General features: G+C 66.2%; 23 protein-coding genes and 2 riboswitches. Of the genes, 7 read left to right on the top strand and 16 right to left on the bottom strand.

The window, feature by feature from the left end; translation table 11 throughout:
* Positions 1 to 18: 18 nt before the first annotated feature.
* From gcvPB to U9J33_RS09655, 11 genes are all read right to left on the bottom strand, one after another.
* On the bottom strand, positions 19 to 1,623 hold the full coding sequence (gene gcvPB / locus U9J33_RS09705) for an aminomethyl-transferring glycine dehydrogenase subunit GcvPB (protein WP_324694828.1): 1,605 nt from the start codon (positions 1,621 to 1,623) through the stop codon (positions 19 to 21).
* Positions 1,620 to 2,978: an aminomethyl-transferring glycine dehydrogenase subunit GcvPA gene (gene gcvPA / locus U9J33_RS09700; RefSeq protein WP_324694826.1), complete on the bottom strand. Its 1,359-nt coding sequence runs from the start codon at positions 2,976 to 2,978 to the stop codon at positions 1,620 to 1,622. The genes gcvPB and gcvPA overlap by 4 nt, the downstream gene beginning before the upstream one ends.
* 30 nt (positions 2,979 to 3,008) lie before the next feature.
* Positions 3,009 to 3,380: a glycine cleavage system protein GcvH gene (gcvH, locus tag U9J33_RS09695; protein WP_054441594.1), complete on the bottom strand. Its 372-nt coding sequence runs from the start codon at positions 3,378 to 3,380 to the stop codon at positions 3,009 to 3,011.
* Positions 3,381 to 3,391: 11 nt separating this feature from the next.
* The gene (gene gcvT / locus U9J33_RS09690) at positions 3,392 to 4,525 is read right to left on the bottom strand and encodes a glycine cleavage system aminomethyltransferase GcvT (protein ID WP_292636667.1); all 1,134 of its coding nucleotides are present in this window, start codon (positions 4,523 to 4,525) and stop codon (positions 3,392 to 3,394) included.
* 34 nt (positions 4,526 to 4,559) lie between these two features.
* A riboswitch (glycine riboswitch) is annotated at positions 4,560 to 4,682 on the bottom strand.
* A gap of 1 nt (position 4,683) precedes the next feature.
* Positions 4,684 to 4,787, bottom strand: a riboswitch (glycine riboswitch).
* Positions 4,788 to 4,879: 92 nt separating this feature from the next.
* Positions 4,880 to 5,572, bottom strand: a complete 693-nt coding sequence (locus U9J33_RS09685) for an NAD(P)H-binding protein (protein WP_324694822.1) — start codon at positions 5,570 to 5,572, stop codon at positions 4,880 to 4,882.
* Positions 5,565 to 6,725: a deoxyguanosinetriphosphate triphosphohydrolase gene (locus U9J33_RS09680; protein WP_324694820.1), complete on the bottom strand. Its 1,161-nt coding sequence runs from the start codon at positions 6,723 to 6,725 to the stop codon at positions 5,565 to 5,567. Before U9J33_RS09680 ends, U9J33_RS09685 begins: the two co-directional genes overlap by 8 nt.
* Positions 6,726 to 6,766: 41 nt before the next feature.
* On the bottom strand, positions 6,767 to 7,084 hold the full coding sequence (locus U9J33_RS09675) for a hypothetical protein (protein WP_324694818.1): 318 nt from the start codon (positions 7,082 to 7,084) through the stop codon (positions 6,767 to 6,769).
* A gap of 24 nt (positions 7,085 to 7,108) precedes the next feature.
* The gene (locus tag U9J33_RS09670; protein ID WP_324694815.1) at positions 7,109 to 8,581 is read right to left on the bottom strand and encodes an NAD(P)(+) transhydrogenase (Re/Si-specific) subunit beta; all 1,473 of its coding nucleotides are present in this window, start codon (positions 8,579 to 8,581) and stop codon (positions 7,109 to 7,111) included.
* Positions 8,581 to 8,898, bottom strand: coding sequence for an NAD(P) transhydrogenase subunit alpha (locus U9J33_RS09665; protein WP_054441587.1), 318 nt, complete (start codon positions 8,896 to 8,898; stop codon positions 8,581 to 8,583). The genes U9J33_RS09670 and U9J33_RS09665 overlap by 1 nt, the downstream gene beginning before the upstream one ends.
* Positions 8,899 to 8,949: 51 nt before the next feature.
* Positions 8,950 to 10,083: an NAD(P) transhydrogenase subunit alpha gene (locus U9J33_RS09660; RefSeq protein WP_132468754.1), complete on the bottom strand. Its 1,134-nt coding sequence runs from the start codon at positions 10,081 to 10,083 to the stop codon at positions 8,950 to 8,952.
* A gap of 2 nt (positions 10,084 to 10,085) precedes the next feature.
* Entirely contained in the window at positions 10,086 to 10,211 is a 126-nt protein-coding gene (locus tag U9J33_RS09655; protein WP_082370561.1) for an aa3-type cytochrome c oxidase subunit IV, read from the bottom strand.
* A gap of 247 nt (positions 10,212 to 10,458) precedes the next feature.
* On the opposite strand from U9J33_RS09655, the gene U9J33_RS09650 reads away from it, so the two are divergent.
* Complete coding sequence (locus U9J33_RS09650) at positions 10,459 to 11,883, top strand: sigma-54-dependent transcriptional regulator (protein WP_132468753.1); 1,425 nt, start codon at positions 10,459 to 10,461, stop codon at positions 11,881 to 11,883.
* 96 nt (positions 11,884 to 11,979) lie between these two features.
* Here U9J33_RS09650 and U9J33_RS09645 read toward each other — a convergent pair whose 3' ends face one another.
* Entirely contained in the window at positions 11,980 to 12,351 is a 372-nt protein-coding gene (locus U9J33_RS09645; RefSeq protein WP_185997527.1) for a hypothetical protein, read from the bottom strand.
* A gap of 333 nt (positions 12,352 to 12,684) precedes the next feature.
* On the opposite strand from U9J33_RS09645, the gene U9J33_RS09640 reads away from it, so the two are divergent.
* Positions 12,685 to 13,428: an SDR family oxidoreductase gene (locus tag U9J33_RS09640; protein ID WP_324694807.1), complete on the top strand. Its 744-nt coding sequence runs from the start codon at positions 12,685 to 12,687 to the stop codon at positions 13,426 to 13,428.
* An 8-nt stretch (positions 13,429 to 13,436) separates the two neighbouring features.
* Here U9J33_RS09640 and folP read toward each other — a convergent pair whose 3' ends face one another.
* The 4 genes from folP to U9J33_RS09620 form a co-directional block, all read right to left on the bottom strand.
* Positions 13,437 to 14,561, bottom strand: a complete 1,125-nt coding sequence (folP, locus tag U9J33_RS09635; protein ID WP_324694805.1) for a dihydropteroate synthase — start codon at positions 14,559 to 14,561, stop codon at positions 13,437 to 13,439.
* A 175-nt stretch (positions 14,562 to 14,736) separates the two neighbouring features.
* Positions 14,737 to 15,870 carry a site-specific DNA-methyltransferase gene (locus U9J33_RS09630; RefSeq protein ID WP_132468752.1) on the bottom strand — a complete coding sequence of 378 codons (1,134 nt, stop codon included), beginning with the start codon at positions 15,868 to 15,870 and terminating at the stop codon, positions 14,737 to 14,739.
* Positions 15,871 to 16,221: 351 nt separating this feature from the next.
* Entirely contained in the window at positions 16,222 to 17,136 is a 915-nt protein-coding gene (locus tag U9J33_RS09625) for an oxidoreductase (protein WP_324694802.1), read from the bottom strand.
* A gap of 13 nt (positions 17,137 to 17,149) precedes the next feature.
* Positions 17,150 to 17,782, bottom strand: a complete 633-nt coding sequence (locus U9J33_RS09620; protein WP_054441577.1) for a ribonuclease HII — start codon at positions 17,780 to 17,782, stop codon at positions 17,150 to 17,152.
* Between U9J33_RS09620 and U9J33_RS09615 the strand changes: the two genes are divergently transcribed.
* The 5 genes from U9J33_RS09615 (at position 17,781) to U9J33_RS09595 (ending at position 21,922) form a co-directional block, all read left to right on the top strand.
* Complete coding sequence (locus tag U9J33_RS09615; protein WP_324694800.1) at positions 17,781 to 18,962, top strand: PQQ-dependent sugar dehydrogenase; 1,182 nt, start codon at positions 17,781 to 17,783, stop codon at positions 18,960 to 18,962. The genes U9J33_RS09620 and U9J33_RS09615 overlap by 2 nt on opposite strands.
* A gap of 65 nt (positions 18,963 to 19,027) precedes the next feature.
* Positions 19,028 to 19,546: a GNAT family N-acetyltransferase gene (locus tag U9J33_RS09610; protein ID WP_054441574.1), complete on the top strand. Its 519-nt coding sequence runs from the start codon at positions 19,028 to 19,030 to the stop codon at positions 19,544 to 19,546.
* A gap of 75 nt (positions 19,547 to 19,621) precedes the next feature.
* Positions 19,622 to 20,167, top strand: coding sequence for a DUF1285 domain-containing protein (locus tag U9J33_RS09605; RefSeq protein ID WP_185997532.1), 546 nt, complete (start codon positions 19,622 to 19,624; stop codon positions 20,165 to 20,167).
* Complete coding sequence (locus U9J33_RS09600) at positions 20,164 to 20,757, top strand: CoA pyrophosphatase (protein WP_324694796.1); 594 nt, start codon at positions 20,164 to 20,166, stop codon at positions 20,755 to 20,757. The genes U9J33_RS09605 and U9J33_RS09600 overlap by 4 nt, the downstream gene beginning before the upstream one ends.
* Positions 20,750 to 21,922, top strand: a complete 1,173-nt coding sequence (locus U9J33_RS09595) for a CCA tRNA nucleotidyltransferase (RefSeq protein WP_185997534.1) — start codon at positions 20,750 to 20,752, stop codon at positions 21,920 to 21,922. Before U9J33_RS09600 ends, U9J33_RS09595 begins: the two co-directional genes overlap by 8 nt.
* Position 21,923: the final 1 nt, after the last annotated feature.

Here is a 21,923-nt window from a genome sequence, read left to right as displayed (position 1 = left end):
CCGCTCCCCCCCATATCGTCAACTTCCCCCGATCTCGCTGAGCGAGGGCGTTGCCGGCACACCCGGCTGGCCCTGCCATACGAGCACAGGCTTGCGCGCCGCGAGCGTTTCGTCAAGCCGGCGGCGCGGTGCGAAGTGCGGTGCGCTGTGCAGGCTCTGGTCGCCGTCCTTGGCGCGCTGGGCAAGACTGCGCAGCGAACCGATGAAGCGGTCGAGCCCGGCCTTGCTCTCGGTCTCGGTCGGCTCGACCAGCATCGCGCCCTTCACCACCAGCGGGAAGTAGACCGTCATCGGGTGGAAGCCCTCGTCGATCAGGCCCTTGGCGATGTCCAGCGTGGAGAAGCCCTCTGCCAGACCGGCGTCGCTGAACAGCGCCTCGTGCATGCACGGGCCGCTCTTGGCGAAAGGTGCCGGCAGCAGGTCCTCGCACGAACGCAGGACGTAGTTGGCGTTGAGCACCGCATCCTCGGCAACCTGGCGCAGACCGTCCGCGCCGTGGCTGAGGATATAGGTCAGCGCGCGGGTGAACATGCCCATCTGGCCGTGGAAGGCGACCATGCGGCCGAACGCCTGCGCATGGCCCTCGCCCGCGTTCTCCTCCTCGACGAGGTGGACACGGCCATCATCACCGCGCGTGACAAACGGCAGCGGCGCGAAAGGCGCCAGCGCTTCGGACAGCACCACCGGCCCTGCACCAGGTCCGCCGCCGCCGTGCGGGGTGGAGAAGGTCTTGTGCAGGTTGATGTGCATGGCATCGACGCCGAGGTCGCCGGGGCGCACCTTGCCGACGATGGCGTTGAAGTTCGCACCGTCGCAATAGACGTAGCCGCCCGCCGCATGAACAGCATCGCCGATCGCCTTCATCTCCGGCTCGAACAGGCCGCAGGTGTTGGGATTGGTAATCATCACGCCCGCGACGTTCGGTCCCAGCTTCGCCTTGAGCGCATCGAGATCGACGCGGCCTTCGGGGGTCGCCGGGATCGACTGGACCTTGAAGCCGGCGAACGCAGCGGTCGCCGGGTTGGTGCCATGGGCGCTCTCCGGCACCAGCACGACGTCGCGCTTCTCGCCCCGCGCATCGAGCGCGGCGCGGATGCAGAGCAGCCCGCAAAGCTCGCCGTGGGCACCGGCCTTCGGGCTCATCGCCACCGAGGCCATGCCGGTCAGCGTGATGAGCCAGTCCGCCAGTTGCTCGATAACCTCAAGCGCACCTTCGACCGACTTCTGCGGCTGGAGCGGATGGACATCGGAGAAGCCCGGCAGGCGGGCCATCTTCTCGTTGAGCCGCGGGTTGTGCTTCATCGTGCACGAACCGAGCGGGAACGGCCCGAGGTCGATGGCGTAGTTCTGGCGCGAGAGGCGCGTGTAGTGGCGCACCGTCTCCGGCTCGGTCAGGCCCGGCAGGGCGGGCGCGGCCTTGCGCAGAAACCGGGAAAGCCCCGCTGCCGGTGCACGGGCGGGCGTGTCGAGATCGACCCCGCACTTGCCTTCGGCGCCGAGTTCGAAGCTCAGTGCCTCCTCCAGCATCAGGCCATAATCGCCTGACGACGTTACGAATTTCTCACCGGAATCGCCCGTCTCACCCATGGACGGACGCCAGCCCGCTGCGTTTACCGCGCTCATGCCAGCACTCCTTCCAGTTCCTTGGCGAAGGTCTCGATATCCTCGTCCGTGACGGTTTCCGTCGCGGTGACGAGCAGGCCGTTATGCAGTTCGCTCGCCTCGGGGAACAGGCGCCCGAGCGACACGCCGCCCAGCACCTTGCGGTCCGCCAGTTCACGCACGACTTCGCGCGCATCGCGCGGCAGGACCAGCGTGACTTCGTTGAAATAGGCATCATTCAGCAGCGTCACGCCGGGAACAGCCGTGAGCCGTTCGACGAGCGCCTGGGTGCGATCGTGATTGACCGCAGCGAGCCGGGCCAGTCCATCACCGCCCAGAAGCGTGAGATGAATACTGAAAGCCAGCGCACAAAGCCCTGAATTCGTGCAGATATTGCTCGTGGCCTTTTCGCGGCGGATATGCTGCTCGCGGGTAGAGAGCGTCAGCACGAAGCCGCGCTTGCCCTCAGCGTCCACGGTCTGCCCGCAAAGACGGCCCGGCATCTGGCGCACGAACTTCTCGCGGCAGCCGAACAGGCCGAGGTAAGGCCCGCCGAACTGGAGACCCACGCCCAGCGACTGGCCCTCGCCCACGACGATATCCGCACCCAGCACGCCGGGCGCCTCGATCATGCCGAGCGCAACCGGCTCGGTGACGACGGCCACCAGGAGCGCCCCCTTGGCATGGGCTGCCTCGGCGATCGCAGCGAGATCGGGGATGCGCCCGAGGATGTCAGGGTACTGGACGACGACGCAGGAGGTCTTGTCGTCGATCGCCGCGATCACCGCCGCGTCGTCCGCCTCTGCCACCAGTTCGGGCGAGAGGGAGACGATATCGTCCTCGGTGAATTTCGCCATGGTGCGCACCACTTCGCCGTAATGCGGGTGCAGGCCGCCCGAGAGCACGGCGCGATCCTTGCGGGTGACGCGCGCGGCCATCAGGATCGCCTCCCAGCACGCGGTCGAACCGTCGTACATCGAGGCATTGGCGATGTCGGTGCCGAACAGGCGCGCCACCTGGGTCTGGAACTCGAACAGCACCTGAAGCGTGCCCTGCGCGATTTCCGGCTGGTAAGGCGTGTAGGCGGTGAGGAACTCGCCGCGCTGGATCAGGTGATCGACCGAGGCCGGAACATGGTGGCGATAGGCACCGGCGCCGAGGAAGAACGGGGCCGAACCGGCCGAGAGGTTCTTCGCCGCAAGCGCGGACATGTGCCGTTCGACGGCCATTTCACTGGCGCGGAGCGGCAGCCCCGCGATGGGGCCGGAAAGCCGGGCCTCGGCGGGCACGTCGACGAACAGGTCGTCCACCGTGTCGGCACCGATGACGCCGAGCATCTCGGCGCGATCGGCGGGGGTCAGGGGCAGGTAGCGCAAGCGGCGATACTCCGTATTTCTATATTTGGATCAGAGGCTTTCGACGTACTTCTGATACGCGGCCTCATCCATGAGCGCGTCGAGTTCCGAAGCGTCCGAGAGGGTGATGCGGAACAGCCAGCCGCCCACTTCGGCGTCGGTGTTGACCAGTTCCGGCTCATCGGTCAGCGCGGCGTTAGCTTCGGCAATCGTGCCCGAAACCGGGGTGTAGACGTCCGAGGCGGCCTTTACCGAATCCACCACGGCAACGGAATCGCCCTTGCCGAACGCAGCGCCAGCTTCGGGCAGCTCCACGAAGGTGATGTCGCCAAGCTGGCCCTGTGCGTAATCGGTGATGCCGACAGTGCCGAGGTCGCCCTCGACTTCAAGCCACTCGTGTTCCTGCGAGAAATAACGGGTCATGGGTAGTTTCCTCAGCGGTGATAGCGATTGGGGACGAAGGGCATGGCTGCGACCGTTGCGTCGAGCTTCTTGCCCCGGATTTCGATCGAAAGGGCCGTGCCGTCAGCGGCCACTGCCGCATCGACATAGGCCATGGCGACGGGATGCTGGAGCGAAGGCGAGAAACCGCCCGAAGTTACCACTCCAACCTCCTGTTCTCCATGGAAAACCTTGGCGCCTTCACGCGCCGCCTGCCGGCCTTCGAGCTTGAGGCCGATGCGCTTCTGCGCGGTGCCTTGCGCAAAGTCGCGCTGGACGCGCTCGGCACCGGGGAAGCCGCCTTCGAGGCGGCGGCGCTTGTTGATGCCGAAAGCGAGGCCGGCTTCGACCGGGCCGCGTTCCGGGTCCATGTCATGGCCATAGAGCGGCAGGCCGGCTTCGAGGCGCAGCGAATCGCGCGCACCAAGGCCGATCGGCTTCACTTCCGGCTCTCCGCACAGCAGCTCGGCGATCATCGCGGCGGATTCGCCGGGGATCGCGATCTCGAACCCGTCTTCGCCGGTGTAGCCCGAGCGGCTGATCCAGGCATCGACGCCGCCCAGCTTGAACGCGCCGCCCTTCATGAAGGTCAATGCGGAAACCCCGGGCACCAGACGCTCAAGCGCTTCCGCGGCCTTGGGGCCCTGGAGCGCCAGCAGGGCGCTGTCATCAAGGTGATTGAGAGTGACGTCGTCCGGTAGCAGTTCGCGCAGCGTGCCGATATCGTCCCACTTGGTCGCGCCGTTCACGACGAGGTAGAACCCGGTTTCCCAGCGCGTGACCATGAGGTCATCGAGGATGCCGCCGTTCTCGTCGAGCAGCAGCGAATAGCGCACCGAACCGGTCTTCAGGGTCGACAGATCGATGGGAAGCGCCGTTTCGAGCGCCGCTTCCACGCCTTCGCCGGAGATGTAGAGCTGGCCCATGTGGCTGACGTCGAACAGCCCGGCGCTCTCGCGGGTCCAGAGATGCTCGGCCATGATGCCCTCGTACTGAACGGGCATGATGTAACCGGCGAATTCGACCATGCGGCCGCCACGCTCACGGTGCCAGCCGTCAAGCGGCAGCAGCAGCGGCGCCGGGGGTGCTTCTTCCTGATCGGAATCGGAAATCGGATATTCGCTCAAGACATGACTCCGCACAGTTCGGTACACCATTTCAGGTGCCCCCTCTGTCACGGAAACCTGAGAGCTTCCCTCGACCCGCCCCTGAGGACAAACCCGAAGTTACACCGTCGGCGGCCTCTGCCCGATGAGGGCAGCGACACTTTCCAGAGTCTCGCTATCGACGCTGCGCGGTCCTTTTGCCTGAGAGATTCCGGGGCGGTTGCTCCTTCGGCGCCTGCTTCTTCGCAAATGCGAATCGGCAGGTCTCTCCCGCGCTGTCAGCGATATTTGGTCACTTGGTTGAGCGCCGCGCGCAAGTCAACGCAATCGCGCTGCACTGCATCACAATTTCCACCAGTAGTCGGAATAACCGGCTCAGGACTGCTGCCGACTCAGGATATCGGCCATGGAATCGTGCTCGTGGACGAACGTTCCGGGCGCCTGCTCACCGCTGAGCGCGAGGATGACTTGCGCCAGCCGCACTGCCGCGATCGAGCGGAACCGGCGCAGTCTTGCATGAAACACCAGCAGGTCCGCGATCGGCGCAACCACCTGCCCGGCTTTCTCCAGCGGCCGATCCTCTTCGCGCCGACCGCGCAGCAGGCCCGGTTGGAGGATATCCAGCCGCGCGAAACCGAGCTTGCCGAGCGCGGCCTCGACCTCGCCCTTGGTACGCAGATAGAGGTTGGAACTTTCGGCATCCGCGCCCACCGAGGAAACTAGGATCATGCGGTGGATACCGGCCCCGCGGGCGGCGGCGGCGGCTTCCAGCACGAGATCGTGGTCTACCGCGCGAAAGGCTTCGTCGCTACCGGCCGCCTTGCGCGTGGTGCCCAGTGCGCAGACGAACACGTCCGCATGGGCTGCGGCGATCAGCACCGGCCAGTTGGCGGTTTCTCCCACGAGGATTTCCAGCCGCGCGCCATCCGGCAGCGGCACCTCACGCCGGGCGACACCGATGATACGCACCTCAGGCCGCCGGACGCTCTCCTCGATGACCGCCGAGCCCACCAGTCCGCTGGCGCCGACGAGGCAGATCCGCCGCGCCGCCGAAATCGCATCAGACATTGCGCAGCCCTTCCGGGGTGCTGCCGTAGATCTGGGCATGGCACGAGATGGCATAGCGGTCAGTCATGCCCGCGATATAATCGGCGATGTGGCGGCTGCGGGCAGGTTCGTGGCGCGGCAGGCCGTCGATCCAGCTCTCCTCCATCAGCACCGGCTCCTGCGAGTAGGCAGAATAGAGCTCCGCCAGCAGCGCACGGGCGCGACGGGCGGTTTCAAGCTGCTCGGGATGATAGTAGAGCTTCTCGTACATGAAGCGCTTGAACTCGCGCTCCCCCTCCTCGACCTCGCTCGAAAACGCGACGAGTTGGCGGCCCGCGGCGCGCACCTCGTCCACGCTCTCGATGCCGACTAGCCGCTGCTGCGTTTCGGCCAGCAGATCGTTGACCATGAAGCCGATCTGGCTGCGGATCAGCTCGGCGAGTTGGCGATCGCGCGGCACGCCCGGATAGCGGCGCTCCACCTCGTTCCAGCGCGGCACGATAAAGGGGTGGGCCAACAGTTCGTCGAGATCGAGGAAGCCTGCGCGCAGCCCGTCGTCGATATCGTGGTTGTCATAGGCGATATCGTCCGACAGGGCCGCGACTTGCGCTTCGAGCGATGCGTAAGTGCCCAGTTCGAGGCCGTAGGCGCCATCCAGCTCGGCCAGCGCCCAGTTCGGTTCGGTGACCGGCCCGTTGTGCTTGGCAAGGCCTTCGAGCGTTTCCCAGGTCAGGTTCAGCCCGTCATGCTCGCAATAGGGGCTTTCGATCCGCATCAGCGTGCGCAGGCAATTGGCGTTGTGGTCGAACCCGCCCGCCTTGTGGAGCGCCGCGTCGAGCGCTTCCTCACCGGCATGGCCGAAGGGGGGATGGCCGATATCGTGGGCCAGCGCGAGCGCTTCGGTCAGGTCCTCGTCGAGACCGAGGATACGGGCGATCACGCGGGCGACTTGCGCCACTTCGAGGCTATGCGTCAGGCGCACCCGGTAGTGATCGCCGTCTGGCGCGATGAAGACCTGGGTCTTGTAGCGCAGGCGGCGGAACGCAATCGAATGCACGATCCGGTCCCGGTCGCGCTGGTAGGGGCTGCGCTGACCGCGCGGCAGGCCCGTGTCCATGGGAAACTCTCGGCCACGCGAACGGGCCGGATCGGAAGCGTAAGGTGCAAGGGTCAAGCTGAAATCTTTCCCGGAGCAGGCTTGCTCGCCCGTCCCCCTTACCGAGCAAGCCCGGTCTTGCACAAGGCCGCCGACGAAGTGGTCACGAGGATGACCTTGCGGTCATCGACCAGCTTCACCGCGCGGATCCAGGCGCCAATGGTGGGCTTGTCACCCTGAAGGTTCTGAAGCCGGACGAGCTGCGGCAGGCTGAGCCGCTTGACCATACGCCGGGTCATGCAGCTTGCCACCCGGTCCGACAGGCCTGCTTCCACCAGAGCGCCATGCAAGCGCCAGCCGGCGTAGAGATGCACACCGCCCACGAGTACGACGACGAGACCGACGAGCAGCAGGATTCGCTTGAGGATGCGCAGCATGGCGGGCCGTATAGAGCCCCTCGATCAGTCCGCCAGCGCTTTCACGATATCCTCTACCATCTTCTTCGCATCGGCGAGGAGCATCATGGTCTGGTCCATGTAGAACACCTCGTTGTCGACCCCGGCATAGCCCTGCCCGCCCATCGAGCGCTTGATGAAGAAGATCGTCTTGGCCTTCTCCACGTCGAACACCGGCATCCCGTAGATCGGCGATGCCTTGTCGGTCTTCGCGGCGGGGTTCACCACGTCGTTGGCACCGATGATGAAGGCCACGTCGCACTGGGCGAATTCGCCGTTGATGTCCTCCAGCTCGAACACTTCGTCATAAGGCACGTTCGCCTCGGCCAGCAGCACGTTCATGTGCCCCGGCATCCGGCCAGCCACCGGGTGGATCGCGTATTTCACGCCAACGCCGTGGGACTTGAGCTGGTCCGCCATCTCGCGAACGACGTGCTGGGCCTGCGCCACCGCCATGCCGTAGCCGGGAATGATGATGACGTTCTCCGCCTCCTTCATCAGGAAGGCAGCATCCTCGGCGGAACCGCGCTTCCAGGGGCGATCCGTTGCCGCTACGCTGCCGCCCGTGCCTGCCTCCGCGCCGAAGCCTCCGGCGATCACCGAGATGAAGCTGCGGTTCATCGCCTTGCACATGATGTAGCTGAGGATCGCGCCTGAAGAACCCACGAGCGCGCCGGTCACGATCATCGCGGTGTTGTGGAGCGTGAAACCCATCGCCGCCGCCGCCCAGCCCGAGTAGGAGTTGAGCATCGATACGACGACCGGCATGTCCGCACCGCCGATCGGGATGATCAGCAGGAAGCCGATGGCGAAGCTGAGCAGGACGATCGCCCAGAACAGCGCCGGCGTGTCCCGGTGGAACAGGGCGACGAGAACGGCGATACCCACCAGCGCCGCAAGATTGATGACGTGGCGGCCGGGCAGCAGGATCGGCGCGCCACCCATGTTGCCGTTGAGCTTGGCGAAGGCGATCACCGAACCGGAGAACGTCACCGCGCCGATGGCGACGCCGAGCCCCATCTCGATCCGGCTGGCTGCCAGGATATCGAGCCCGCCGGGTGCGAGAATGCCGAACGCCGCCGGGTTGTAATAGGCGGCGATCCCTACGAGCACGGCGGCAAGCCCGACCAGCGAGTGGAATGCAGCGACGAGCTGCGGCATCGCCGTCATCTGGATCTTGCGGGCGGTGGTGAGCCCGATCACCGCGCCGATGGCGATGGCGACAAGGATTTCACCCATGGACGCCAGATCGATATAGGAAGTGTCGTAACGGGGAAGGCCGGGCCCGGTTGCAAGGTCGATCCGCGGGACATGCGTTGCCAGCGTCGTCACCACGGCGATCGCCATGCCGATCATGCCATAGCGGTTGCCCCTGCGGCTCGTGGCCGGGGAAGACAGTCCGCGCAGCGCCAGGATAAAGCAGATGCCGGCGATGAGGTAAGCCACCGCCACCCACGGATTCACGGCATGAGGCTCCATCACTTCGCCTCCTTCGATATCGGCCTGCCCGCCGCCGGCTTGTCCTTTTTCCGGTACATCGCCAGCATCCGCGCGGTGACCGCGAAGCCTCCGAAGATATTGATGCTTGCCAGCACCACCGCCCCCAGCCCCAGCCATTTCGCCAGCGGCGAGCCCTGCGCCGCGCTGGCCACCAATGCGCCCACGACGATAACCGAGGAAATGGCGTTGGTAACGGCCATCAGCGGCGTGTGCAGGGCCGGTGTCACGGACCAGACGACGTAATAGCCCACGAAGCAGGCCAGCACGAAGATCGACAGGATCGAGATGAAGTCCATGAGCACCCTAACCTTTTCGGCGCCCTGCGAGGCGCCTCGTTCCGCGCCTTTTCAGCCGAGCAGCCGTTCGTGAACCACTTTCCCGCCTTGCGTCAGGCGGATGGCATTGCCGATTTCCTCGTCGAGAACCGGCTTGCCCAGTTCCTTGTCCCAGAAGGCCGAAACGAAGTTGAGCAGATTCCGCGCGAAGAGGGCGGAAGCATCTGCCGGCAGTTGCGCGGGGGTATTGGCGTAACCCACGATCCTGACGCCGTGCCGCTCCACCACCTGATCGGCCACGCAGCCTTCGACATTGCCGCCCTGCGGCGCCGCGAGGTCGAAGATCACGCTGCCGGGTTTCATGGTGGCGATCTGCGCGTCGGAGATCAGGCGCGGCGCCGTCCTGCCGGGAATCAGCGCGGTGGTGATGACGATATCCTGCTTCGCAAGGTGCCCGGAGACCAGTTCCGCCTGCGCAAGCTGGTATTCCTCGGTCATTTCCGTTGCGTAGCCGCCCGACCCCTCCCCCTCGATACCGCGCACGTTTTCCACGAAGATCGGCTTGGCGCCCAGCGAGAGGATCTGCTCCCGCGTGGCCGAGCGAACGTCGGTTGCGGAAACCTGCGCGCCAAGGCGGCGGGCGGTGGCGATGGCCTGAAGCCCGGCAACGCCCACCCCCATGATGAAGGCCTTGGCGGCGCTGACCGTGCCGGCCGCCGTCATCATCATCGGGAAGGCCCGGCCATAGAGGTTCGCGGCGACCAGCACGGCCTTGTAGCCGGCGAGGTTGGACTGCGAGGACAGGATATCCATCGACTGCGCGCGCGTGATGCGCGGCATGAACTCCATCGCCAGCGCTTCCAGCCCGGCGGCGGCATAGGCATCGATCCGGGGGCGCTGCCCCGATGGATCAAGCGCGCCGACCACCCATGCCCCCGGCTTCACGCCCGCCAGCAGCGCGGGATCGGGCCCCTGAACGCCGAAGACGATGTCCGCACCGGCCGCAGCCTGCTCCGCCGGGCCGAGTTCGGCCCCTGCGGCGACATAGTCTGCATCGGCAATGCTGGCGGCGAGGCCGGCCCCGGCCTCGACCGCCACTTGGGCGCCCAGCGCGGTGAGCTTCCGTACCGTTTCGGGCGTTGCCGAAACGCGCGTTTCGCCGGACGCCCGTTCCCGAAGAACGGCGATCCGCGTGCCTGCCGCCACGCTCAGGCGGAAATCAGGCTGACGACGAATGCCACGATAAGGATGACGATGCCCGTGCTCCAGGTAGCGGCCTTGACGAAGCCGTTGTAGGTCGCGGTGGCGGCCTTCATGTCGTTGCCTGAAGCCATGAACTGGTATCCCCTGTGATTATTGCCGTTTGATCCATTATGTTTAGACGTCGCATCGGCCGGGCTCAAGCCCGAACCCCGCCAAATCGGCCCGGAACGGCGGCAAATGCTTCGGTTAACGGCAGGGCGAACCAGAAATGCCTTCACGGTTTCTCTGCGACGAACCGAATTGAGCCTTAATTTCGTCTTTACTGGTTTGCCCTAATTCGGGACTGAGATACCTAGGAGGCGACACGGCGGGCGGAAAATGGCGGAACAAGAACAGCGCCTCTTCATGCTGATCGACGACGAACCCGCGCAAAGCCGCCTGATTTCGGCACTGGCGGCGCGCGAGGGCTGGCGCACGGTCATCGCACGCGATTCGGAAACTGCGATCGCCACGCTCGGCACGCGCCAGGGCATGCAGCTTTCGGCCATCATCCTCGACCAGTGGGTGCCCGGTGACGATGCCTGCGCCCTGATCGCCGAACTCAAGTCCCGCCGCCCGGCCCTGCCGATCCTGATGCTCACCGCTTCCACCTCTCCGCTGCTGGCGGTCGAAGCGATGCGCGCGGGCGCGACCGACTATCTGGTGAAGCCCGTTGCACCGGACCGGCTGATGCATGCGCTGCGAACCGCGACCACGCGCGAGGCGCCGAGCGACGAACTCGCCCCGCTGACCGAGAAGATGCCCTCCAATCCCGACTTCGAGTCGATGATCGGTGCCGCTCCCAACTTCCGCAAGGCGCTCGCCGTAGCCGCCAAGGCCGCGCGCGGGCACGGCCCCGTGCTGATCGAGGGCGAGACTGGCTCCGGCAAGGAAATGCTGATCCGGGCGATGCACGCCGCCAGCCCCCGCTCGAAGGCGCCGCTGCGGATAGTCAATATCGGCGGACTTCCGGCCAATTCCATCGAATCCGCCCTGTTCGGCCACGAAAAGGGCGCCTTTCCCGGCGCGTTCGACCGGCAGGTGGGCGCGCTCCAGCATTGCGACGGCGCCACGCTTGCGCTGGACGAGATAGATCGGCTGCCGCTCAGCGTGCAGGAACGGCTGCTGGAATCGATCCGCAAGAGCGACGTGCGCCCGATCGGCGCGCGCCACTCCTTCCGCATCGACGTGCGCCTGATCGCGGCCAGCAACCTGCCGCTTCAGGACCTGGTGACCGAAGGCCATTTCCTGCCGGAACTGCTTGAGGCGCTGTCTCCCACCAAGGTGAGCCTGCCGCCGCTGCGCGAACGCACCGGCGACATTGCCGCCCTCGCCCGGTTCTTCCTCGCGCGGATCGGTGAACAGCCGGGGCTGCGTGCGCTGGGCATCACCGATGGCGCGCTCTCGCTGCTGGCTGCTTACGACTGGCCGGGCAATGTCCGCCAGCTTCAGGCAGTCCTGTTTCGTGCCGCCGTCTTCTGCGACGGAGATGCGCTGACCTCGCAGGACTTCCCACAGCTTACGAACATTCTGGGCACAGGTTTATCCACAAGCCCCAGTAGCCCCATGCACGAAAGCTCCGGGGTGATGCTCTACACGGCCGACGGCAACCTGCGCCCGCTTGACGAGATCGAGGCCGACGTCATCCGGCTCGCCATCGGCCTCTATCGCGGACGGATGACCGAAGTGGCGCGGCGGCTGGGGATCGGCAGGTCCACCCTCTATCGCAAGCTCGGCGAACTCGGCATCGACAACGCCGCCTGAACGCGGCCGTGCCGGCAAACCGCTGACGGCTGCCGGCACGGTATTGATCGGTGAACGCTCCGACTTTGCGGCCAAAGCCCGTGGCTCAAGCCCGGATCACAGATTCTCGAAATAGACGTGCGGCACGCGGTAGCCGCGCTTGCTCATGTACTTCACGTACTTCCCGCGTTCGCTGTGCAGTTCGGTCGCGTATTCCTCCCAGGCATCGCGGCGATCCTCGATGTCGGTGGAGTGGCGCAAATCGCTGGCGAGCTCCTTCTGGCTCTCGTTCACGTTGATGCGATAATCGTACCACTTGCTGTTCTGGACGCCGCCGATGGGATTCTGGAAGATCAGGGCCTCTTCCTGGCGGGCGACGGATTCCTCGTACATGATCGGCTGAACGGCGAAAGCGGCTACAGGAATGGCGACGGCCGGAACCGCAACGAGCGCCACGAGGCGATTACGAAGGTTCTTGGTCTGGTTCATGGGACTTCTCCCTTTCGCTTGGACGCAGGCACTATTGCCCGCGTTTGAAAGGGAAACGAACGCCGACGCAATTATAGTCCCGCGTCCGGGACGAAACGGGCCGTAGATGGGACATTTCGGTGAAGTCCCCCGCCATGCGTGCGCTGGTCGACACAGCGCCTGGCCGTGTTCATCGGGCAGCAATCGCAGGTTCATCGCCCGTCCATGTTTGTCGCGGGATTTGAAGCGGATAAGGCGCGTTCCGCGCTACCGGAAATGCGGAAAAGTCATCGCCGATCACGCGAACCGGCGCCGGGGCGGCTGCGTTGAACGGTCATCAAGGAGATGATCGCAATGCAGGATTTCAAGGACAAGGCCGGTATCGTGACAGGCGCCGCTTCGGGCATCGGCGCAGCAGTGGCGCGCGAACTCGTCGCTCAGGGCGGCCGCGTGGTGATCGCCGATTTCGACGAGGACGCCGCCCGCGCCCTTTCCGACGAACTGGGCGCGCAAAGCACCGCCGTATTCAGGCTGGACGTGGCGGACCCTGCCGCCAACGAAGCGCTCGTCGCCTTTACCCTGGGCAGCTTCGACCGGCTTGATTTTGCCGTGAACAATGCGGGTATCGGCGCGCCCGCTGCCAAGCTTGCCGACATTCCGCTGGATTCCTGGTCGCGCGTGATCGACGTCGATCTCAACAGCGTATTCTATGCCATGAAGTACCAGATCCCGGCGATGACGGCGCGCGGCGGCGCGATCGTGAACATGGCCTCCATCCTTGGCGCGGTGGGCTGGGCCGGATCGACCGCTTACGTGACCGCCAAGCACGCCCTGCTCGGCATGACCAAGGTTGCCGCGCTCGACTATGCCGACGCCGGAGTGCGGATCAACGCGGTCGGGCCGGGCTTCGTCTCCACGCCCGCGCTCGAAAAGAACATGACCGAGCAGGCCATCGCCGAACTGGCGGGCAAGCACGCGCTGGGACGGCTGGCTCGGCCCGAGGAAATCGCGGCGGTGACGGCGTTCCTCCTGTCCGACCGCGCCTCCTTCGTGACGGGCACCTACTATCCGGTGGACGGAGGATATCTGGCGGTCTGACCGCGCTTTCAGGGAAGCTGCGCGAAGTCGGTCAGGGCCGCATCGCGCAGCCCCCGCCAGACCCGCGCGGCCTGAACCGTCTCCGCCACGTCGTGGACGCGGATGACATGCGAGCCCGCCTCCATCGCCTTCAGCGCCAGCGTGACGGAACCGCCGAGCCGCTGGTGCGCGGGCGCCTCGTTCGAAAGCGCGCCGATCATGCGCTTGCGGCTGGCACCGACGAACAGCGGCTGGCCCAGCGCGTGGAACAGCGCGAGCCCGTTCATCAGCGCAAGGTTTTCGGCCAGCGTCTTGCCGAAACCCACGCCCGGATCGAGCAGGATGTTCTCGGGGGCGACGCCCGCGGCCACGGCCCGGTCACGGCAGGCGGCCAGCCAGTCGAACACGTCGAGCACGACATCGGCGTAGTCGCCGTTGGAATGCAGGTCCTCGCCGTCGCCGGGCGCGTGCATCAGCACCACCGGCACGCCCGAGGCCGCCGCCAGTTCCAGGCTGCGCGGATCGTAGCGCAGGGCGGACACGTCGTTGATGATATGCGCGCCGGCCTTCAGCGAAGCCTCCATGACGGCGGGTCTGCGCGTATCGACGCTGATCGCCGCTCCCATCGCGGCGAGCCGCTCGACCATCGGCACCACGCGCCTGATCTCATCGCCTTCCCAAACCGCACCGGAACCGGGGCGGGTGGATTCGCCGCCGATGTCCACCATTGCCGCCCCCATTTCCAGCATAGCGGCGGCATGGGCGGATGCCACTTGCGCATCGTCGAGGAAGGCTCCTCCATCCGAGAAGCTGTCAGGCGTCATGTTGAGGATACCGGCGATCTGCGGCTGTTCGAGCCGGATCGTGCGCACTCCGCCGCCCTTGAGCGGAAGTTGAAGCGGCGCATGGACCTTGCGCAAGTTGGCCCACTGGAGCTCGGCGCTGGCGCCGAGTTCGGCGGGAAGCCCCGCCAGCGCCGCGACAGCCTGCTCAGCCCCGAAGCGCGTGCGTGAGCGAACCCTGCTGTTCTCGCGCACGATCAGGGCGAACCGGCTCGCCCAGGCCATCGAACCGCCAAGGCGGATGGCCTCTCCCTCCTCGCTCTGGGGGCTGTCGGCAAAGGCGATCGGGCGGATGTAAACGGTGCGGGTCATGGTCGCCTCTTAGCCTGGGCGCGGGCGGCGCAGAACAGGTTTTGAGGAAGCCCCCATCACCTCTCGCTAATCGTTTATCCAAAACAAGCGCCCATATGGAGGAGCGCGCCGGAGGGCCGCAACGGCGCAGGCCTCTCCGGATACCCTGCCTTGCCGCCTAAGCAGCCTTATGGCCTCAAGGCTCGGTGGCGAGAATGTAGAGCTGGCGGATCGCGTCGATCGGCTTGACCTGGCCTTCATGTTCCAGATGCCAGAAGGTCCAGCCATTGCACGAGGGCGCGCCCTGGAGTTCCTTGCCGAGGCCGTGGATCGAACCGTTCAGCTTGTCACAGGCCAGCGATCCGTCGGCACGAACGATGGCTTCGAAGCGGCCCTTCTTGTCGGTGAGCCGGGTGCCGGGCTTGATCCAGCCGGTCTCGATCAGGGTGCCGAAGGCAACCTTAGGCGCGCTGCGCTTGGACTGCATGGTCTTGAGCGAGCGTTCGTCGAGCGGCAGCGCCATCTCGATGCGTTCGAGAGCGGCCTCGCGGTAATCGCTCTCACGCTCGCAGCCGATCCACTCGCGGCCGAGGCGCTTGGCGACGGCGCCGGTGGTGCCGGTGCCGAAGAACGGGTCAAGCACGACATCGCCCTCGTTGGTGGTGGCCAGCATCACGCGGTAGAGCAGCGCTTCGGGCTTCTGCGTCGGGTGAACCTTGCGTCCGCCCTTCTTCAGGCGCTCGGCGCCGTTGCAGATCGGCAGGACCCAATCCGAACGCATCTGCAGTTCGTCGTTGAGGGTCTTCATCGCGCGGTAGTTGAAGGTGTACTTCGACTTTTCGCCCATCGACGCCCAGATCAGCGTTTCATGCGCATTGGTGAAGCGGGTCCCCTTGAAGTTCGGCATCGGGTTGGCCTTGCGCCAGATGATGTCGTTGAGGATCCAGAACCCCATGTCCTGCATGATCGCGCCGAGGCGGAAGACGTTATGGTACGAACCGATCACCCACAGCGAACCGTCGGGCTTGAGCACGCGGCGCGCCTCGGTCAGCCAGTCACGCGTGAACTGGTCGTAGACGGCGAAGCTGGAAAACTTGTCCCAGTCGTTGGTGACGGCATCGACGTGGCTGCCGTCGGGGCGCGAAAGGTCGCCGCCGAGCTGGAGATTGTACGGCGGGTCCGCGAAGACCATGTCAACGCTGGCGTCGGGGATCGTGCGCATCGCTTCGATGCAGTCGCCCGGGATGATCTGGCCAAGCGGCAGAAGTTCCTTCGGCGTAGGCGCCGGCGCGGCTGCGCGGATCTTCTGCTTGACGAGTATCTGGCCCATGTTTGCTCCGGGAATTTGAACTGTGGATTGACGCCCTAGTGAGTCTTTCGAGACTCGCCGTCAACCCGCGACTCGTGGGATTCTCTTGTGATTCAGGTGTTCAGCAAACAGAACAAAACGAATCCGACACAAGATGTCGAGTCATGATCGATCCGCCAGACTCTAGATGTGGGGGTTGTGACTCCCCGGACTCACCGCGAAAAATTTGTCCCGGCGCAGGTTTTCGGGCGTCGGCGCGCAGATGCGGAGGAACGCGCCGGAGGCGGCCTGCGAACGACTGAATCTTGTTCGGCAGGCACTGCCGCAGACAGGTTCAATTTACCCCGCACCCGCCATTTAAAGACTGGCGTCTCAAAAACCGGCAAGGCCGCAATCGATGCCCGTCATCTGCACGCTGACTTCCCAGAGCCGTCGCGCAGCGGCGCCGTCGCGTGCGGAGGCATTGCGCTTCGCTACGCCCGAAGGACCGGACATTCCTCCAAACCGCCGGGGCCCGAAGTATTTACCCGCCCCGGCATCCGGGTCCGTCGCCGCCTGGAGCGTTGGCCAGGCGCCTTCCTCCGCCGTGTTGAGCACGATGCCCGCCACCGGGAACAGCAGCCGGAAGCCCAGCGAATGCCGCCCCAGTTCGGTCTCGGCGATGCCGGGATGGCAGGCCATTGCGCGCACCGGAGAACCGGCGGCGCGTAACCTGCGGTCCAGTTCCAGGAGATGGAGAAGGTTCGCCAGCTTGCTGTCGCCATAACGCTGCCGCGCCTTGTAGCTGCGGTGTGCGTCGAGGTCGTCCCAGTCGATCCGCCCCCGCATGTGCGCGAGGCTGGCGGTAATCACCACGCGCGCGCCGGGCGCTTCCGACAATTTGGGAAGCAGCAACCCGGTCAGCGCGAATGGCGCAAGGTGGTTCACCCCGAACTGCAGTTCGTGCCCCTGCACCGTGCGTTCGAGCGGCGGCACCATGACGCCGGCATTGTTCACCAGCACATCGAGGCGCGGCTCGTCGCGTGCGACTTGCTCGGCACACTCGCGCACGCTGAACAGGTCGGCCTGGTCCAGCGGCACGAAGGCGAGGTTGGCGCCGGGCAGTTCCATGCGGATGCGTTCCATCGCGTCCCGCGCCCTCTCCTCGCTGCGGCAGGCGAGCAGCACCCGGGCGCCGCGCGCCGCCAGAACCCGGGTGGTCTCGAAGCCGAGGCCGGTGTTGGCGCCGGTGACGAGGAAGCATTTGCCGGCCTGCCCCGGAACGTCGGCAGCGGTGAAGCCCGTCACGTCATCGATCCCGTCATAAAGCCATCTCCAACTGCGCGACCGGCGCAAAGCTGCGGCGGTGATGCGGGGTAGGCCCGTGGCGGCGCAATGCCTCCAGGTGCTGTGCCGTACCGTAACCGGCGTTGCGCTCCCAGCCATAGTGGGGGTGCGCCAACGCCAGTTCGCGCATCAGCCGGTCCCGGTGTTCCTTGGCGATGATCGACGCCGCCGAGATGCACGGCTCGATCGCGTCCCCGCCCACGATGGCGCGGGCCTGCCAGCGCCAGTCTGCAGTGCGGCCCGCCGGTGTCAGATTGCCGTCGATCAGCACCTCGTGCGGCTCCTCGTCCAGCCCGGCGCAAAGCGCGGAAACGGCGCGGGTCATCGCCAGCATGGTGGCCCCGAAGATGTTGAGACGGTCGATCTCATCGACCTCCACGACGCCCACGGCCCAGCGGCAGCGGCGCTTGATCGTCGTTTCCAGCACCGCGCGGCGCTTGCCGGTGAGCTTCTTGGAATCGTCCAGCCCCGAAGGCCGGGGCTTGCACAGCACCACCGCGCCCGCCACAACCGGACCGGCCAGCGGCCCCCGGCCCGCCTCGTCCACACCGATGACAAGACGGCCGGCACCGGAACGACCACTACCAGACAGGGATTCAAACGACATGACCAAGCGGGTGATCTCCAGACCCTTCGTTGCGGCGGTATCGCCCGTCGCGCTCGTGCTGGCAAGCTGCGGCGCGGCGGCCACCGGGGAGAAGGCTTCGGCGGAAACATCCGCAGAACCCCCGTTCAAGGTCGAACAGGTCGCCGGTTTCGACGAGCCCTGGGCCATGGCCATCGACAGGGCAACGGGCGCGATGATCGTGACCGAGAAGAAGGGCACGATCATGCTGCGCCTGGCGGACGGCACGCCGGGCACCGTCTCGGGCGCGCCGAAAGTCGCTTACGGCGGCCAGGGCGGCCTTGGCGACGTAGCCTTCGCCCCGGGGCAAAGCGGCCCTGCCCTGAACGGCCGGGTGATCTACCTGAGCTGGGCCGAAGCCGGCGCCGGAGACACGCGGGGCGCCGTGGTCGGCCGGGGCACCCTCTCCTGCCCCCAGCCGGCGAGTTGCGCGATCGAAGGCCTCTCGGTGATCTGGCGGCAGGTGCCCAAGGTGAAGGGACAGGGCCACTATTCGCACCGCATCGCCTTCTCGCCGGATGGCAAGTACCTGTTCGTCAGTTCCGGCGAACGGCAGAAATTCACGCCCGCACAGGATCTCGGCACCAATCTCGGAAAGATCGTCCGCCTCCTGCCCGATGGCACTCCCGCGCCTGGCAATCCTTATGCGGACAAGGGCGCGCCGACCGACCAGATCTGGTCCTACGGCCACCGCAACGTGCTGGGCCTGGCCTTCGACGGCGAGGGGCGGCTCTGGGATCTGGAGCACGGCCCGGCGGGCGGCGACGAACTCAATCTCGTGAAGCCGGGACAGAACTACGGCTGGCCGCTGGTGTCGGACGGCGATCACTATGACGGCAAGCCGATCCCGCGCCATGCCACCCGCCCTGATCTTGCCGCGCCCGCGATAAGCTGGAACCCAGTTATCGCGCCGGGCAACTTCATCTTCTACACCGGCGCCCTGTTTCCCCAGTGGAAGGACCAGGTCCTGATCGCCTCCTTCACCGTACCGGGACTGGTGCGCGTGCGGATCGACGGGGAAAAAGCCACCGAGGAAGCGCGCTACCCGCTCGACAACCGCATCCGCGAGATCGAACAGGGCCTGGACGGCACGATCTGGCTGCTCGAGGACGGCCCCGCCGATGCTTCCGGGCACCTGCTGAAGCTGACCCCGAAGTCCTGACCGGACTTTCGCCGGATTCCGAATTGAATCGACAAAAGCGCGTGCCGACCCTATCGGCCCGCGCCATGTCCCAGACTGCCACCCTTATTCCGCTCGACAATGTCGACCCCGTTCTCGTCGAGGCTCTCCTCGATAGCGCGTTCGAGCCCGAGCGACACCAGCGCACCGCCTACAAGGTTCGCGAAGGCGTGGAATGGCTGCCGGGCCTGAGCTTCGCGGCGCTCGACGCCGATGAAATGCTCGTCGGCACGATCCAGTGCTGGCCGGTCGCGCTCAACGATCCGGAGGGCCGCGCCCATCCGATGATCATGGTCGGCCCGGTCGCCGTCATGCCCGGACATCAGGGACAGGGATTCGGCCAAGCGCTGATGTCGGCGGCGATGGCCGGTATCGACTCGCGCGCGCCGCTGCCGCAGGTCATGGTCGGCGATCCCGAGTACTACGGCCGCTTCTGGGGCTATACCAACGAATGGACGCAAGGCTGGAACATGCCCGGCCCGTTCGAGCGGCATCGCCTGCTGGTCCGCTGCGACAATCCCGCGGTCCTGCCGCGCGAAGGCATGCTGGGGCCCTGGCTGCGATAATTCGCTCCGGCGCCGGGATACGATCCCGGCGCTCTGGACCTTGGCGTATCAGGCCCTATCTGGCATCGCAGACCGATGCCCTATGAACCGCCGCCAGAACTGAACGCGCTTTCGCTTGCCCAGGTGGCCGACCTGCTGGCCGCCCGCAAGCTTCCCCCCGTCGCCGACTGGTCCCCCCGGATCACCGGCGACAGCGAGATGACGATCCGCGCCGATGGTCGCTGGTTCCACCAGGGCGGCGAGATCCGGCGCCATGCCATGGTCCGCGCCTTCGCGTCGCTGATCCTGCGCGAAGCCGATGGCCGGCACTGGCTGGTCACCCCGGTCGAGAAGCTGTCGATCGAGGTGGAGGATGCCGCTTTCATCGCCGTGGACGTGCGGCAGGACGAAGGTTCGCTCGTGTTCCGCCTCAACACCGATGATCTCGTGATTGCCGGGCGCGAACATCCCATCCGCGTCGAGGGCGACCCGGAAACGCCCGCGATCTATCTTGGCGTGCGCAACGGCGCCGAAGCCCGCCTGAACCGCAGCACTTACGGGCAGCTCGTGGAGATCGCGCTGGCCGGGGGCGAGCTTGCGGTTTCCAGCCAGGGCGAGACTTTCGGGCTGGTTCCCGCATGAGCGCGCTCTTCGCCGATGTTTCGCGACGGTTCGAAGCCGGGCACGATACCATGCCTGACGAACTCTGGATCGATCCGCGCATTCACCAGATCGAGACGTTCAAGCCCGCCGCCGTGCTGATCGCGCTGACGGAGCGCCCGCGCCCGGGCATGCTGCTGCTTCACCGCCCTTCCACCATGCGCGCGCATCCGGGGCAGATCGCCTTCCCCGGCGGCCGGCTCGATCCGGGCGAAACCGCTGTCGAGGCGGCCCTGCGCGAAGCGGAGGAAGAACTCGGCATCCATCCGCGCGATGTGCAGGTGATCGGCACCAGCGATCTCTACCGCACCGGCAGCGGATACGAGATCACGCCGGTGATCGGCGTGGTTCCGCCCGATCTCGAAATCCGGCCCAACCCGGCCGAAGTCGCGCAATGGTTCGAGGCACCTGTCGAATTCGTGCTCAATCCGGCAAACCAGAAGACCCGGTGGATCGACTGGGAAGGCGGCCGCCACGCCTTCGTAGAGATCACCTGGCACGACCACCGCATCTGGGGCGTCACCGGCGCCATCCTTCACAATCTTGCCCGCAGGCTGAACTGGAATGACTGAGACACTGACCGCCGACTGGATGGCCCGCGAAGACCTCGCCGCGCTCGTTGCCGCGCTGGGCCATGAAAATGCCCGCTACGTGGGCGGCGCCGTGCGCGACACCCTGCTCGGCCAGCCGGTGAAGGACATCGACATGGCCACCGTCCTTCCGCCCGAGGAAACGATGCGCCGCCTGCAGGAAGCGGGCATCCGCCATGTCCCCACCGGCATCGATCATGGCACCGTCACCGCCGTCCTCCCCGGCGGCCCGGTGGAGATCACCACCTTGCGCCACGACGTCTCGACCGACGGCCGCCGCGCTACCGTGGCTTTCGCCACCGACTGGCGCGAGGATGCGGCCCGCCGCGATTTCACGATGAACGCGCTCTATGCCGATCCGGTGGGCGGAGAGCTGTTCGACTGGTTCGGCGGGCTTGAGGACCTCTCCGTCCGGCGCGTGCGCTTCATCGGCGATGCCCGTCAGCGCATCCGCGAGGATCACTTGCGCATCCTGCGCTACTTCCGCTTCCAGGCCCGGTTCGGAACCACCCCGGCAGACGAGGAAGCCGAAAGCGCCTGCTCCGAACTCGCGCCCACGCTCAAGGGTCTCTCGCGCGAGCGTGTGGGCATGGAAATGATGAATCTGCTCGGCCTGCCCGACCCGGCGCCGACCGTGCAGCGCATGGCGGAACTGGGCGTGCTGGAAGTGATCCTGCCAGAGGCCGACACCGCCGCCCTCGCCGCGCTCATCGCCGCCGAACGGGCGCAGGCTGCCGGGCCCGATCCCGTCCGGCGCCTTGCCGCGCTGCTGCCCGCGCAAGTGCCACTGGCCGAACAGGTCGCCTCGCGCTTCCGTCTCTCCGGCGCCCAGAAGAAGCGCCTCGCGGTCGCCGCTGCGCGAAACGGCGCCCCCGGCGAGCCGCGCGCCCTTGCCTATCGCCTCGGCATGGACGGCGCGCTTGACCGGTTGTTGATCGCAGGCGCCGATTGCACCGCCTTGACGGGCTGGAACGTGCCGCAGTTTCCACTGAAAGGCGGCCAGATCGTCGCCCGCGGCGTGGGTGCCGGGCCCGAGGTCGCCCGCGTGCTGCGGCAGGTGGAAGAGCGCTGGGTGGCGGAAGGCTTCCCCGGCGAAGCGCGGATTTCGGAACTGCTCGACGCGGAACTCGCCGGGCAAGCTTCTTGAA

Origin of the sequence: Novosphingobium sp. RL4, from assembly GCF_035658495.1 — a bacterium.
Taxonomy (GTDB): domain Bacteria; phylum Pseudomonadota; class Alphaproteobacteria; order Sphingomonadales; family Sphingomonadaceae; genus Novosphingobium.
Note: the sequence above shows the minus strand (reverse complement) of the source record. Positions and strands in the feature narration are given on the sequence as shown.

Excerpts from the sequence above, each read along its gene's own strand:
- gcvPB (WP_324694828.1), bottom strand. The coding sequence starts at position 1,623 with ATGAGCGCGGTAAACGCAGCGGGCTGGCGTCCGTCCATGGGTGAGACG.
- gcvH (WP_054441594.1), bottom strand. The coding sequence starts at position 3,380 with ATGACCCGTTATTTCTCGCAGGAACACGAGTGGCTTGAAGTCGAGGGC.
- U9J33_RS09685 (WP_324694822.1), bottom strand. The coding sequence starts at position 5,572 with ATGTCTGATGCGATTTCGGCGGCGCGGCGGATCTGCCTCGTCGGCGCC.
- U9J33_RS09675 (WP_324694818.1), bottom strand. The coding sequence starts at position 7,084 with ATGCTGCGCATCCTCAAGCGAATCCTGCTGCTCGTCGGTCTCGTCGTC.
- U9J33_RS09670 (WP_324694815.1), bottom strand. The coding sequence starts at position 8,581 with ATGGAGCCTCATGCCGTGAATCCGTGGGTGGCGGTGGCTTACCTCATC.
- U9J33_RS09665 (WP_054441587.1), bottom strand. The coding sequence starts at position 8,898 with ATGGACTTCATCTCGATCCTGTCGATCTTCGTGCTGGCCTGCTTCGTG.
- U9J33_RS09655 (WP_082370561.1), bottom strand. The coding sequence starts at position 10,211 with ATGGCTTCAGGCAACGACATGAAGGCCGCCACCGCGACCTACAACGGC.
- U9J33_RS09650 (WP_132468753.1), top strand. The coding sequence starts at position 10,459 with ATGGCGGAACAAGAACAGCGCCTCTTCATGCTGATCGACGACGAACCC.
- U9J33_RS09645 (WP_185997527.1), bottom strand. The coding sequence starts at position 12,351 with ATGAACCAGACCAAGAACCTTCGTAATCGCCTCGTGGCGCTCGTTGCG.
- U9J33_RS09640 (WP_324694807.1), top strand. The coding sequence starts at position 12,685 with ATGCAGGATTTCAAGGACAAGGCCGGTATCGTGACAGGCGCCGCTTCG.
- folP (WP_324694805.1), bottom strand. The coding sequence starts at position 14,561 with ATGACCCGCACCGTTTACATCCGCCCGATCGCCTTTGCCGACAGCCCC.
- U9J33_RS09630 (WP_132468752.1), bottom strand. The coding sequence starts at position 15,870 with ATGGGCCAGATACTCGTCAAGCAGAAGATCCGCGCAGCCGCGCCGGCG.
- U9J33_RS09615 (WP_324694800.1), top strand. The coding sequence starts at position 17,781 with ATGACCAAGCGGGTGATCTCCAGACCCTTCGTTGCGGCGGTATCGCCC.
- U9J33_RS09620 (WP_054441577.1), bottom strand. The coding sequence starts at position 17,782 with ATGTCGTTTGAATCCCTGTCTGGTAGTGGTCGTTCCGGTGCCGGCCGT.
- U9J33_RS09610 (WP_054441574.1), top strand. The coding sequence starts at position 19,028 with ATGTCCCAGACTGCCACCCTTATTCCGCTCGACAATGTCGACCCCGTT.
- U9J33_RS09605 (WP_185997532.1), top strand. The coding sequence starts at position 19,622 with ATGCCCTATGAACCGCCGCCAGAACTGAACGCGCTTTCGCTTGCCCAG.
- U9J33_RS09600 (WP_324694796.1), top strand. The coding sequence starts at position 20,164 with ATGAGCGCGCTCTTCGCCGATGTTTCGCGACGGTTCGAAGCCGGGCAC.
- U9J33_RS09595 (WP_185997534.1), top strand. The coding sequence starts at position 20,750 with ATGACTGAGACACTGACCGCCGACTGGATGGCCCGCGAAGACCTCGCC.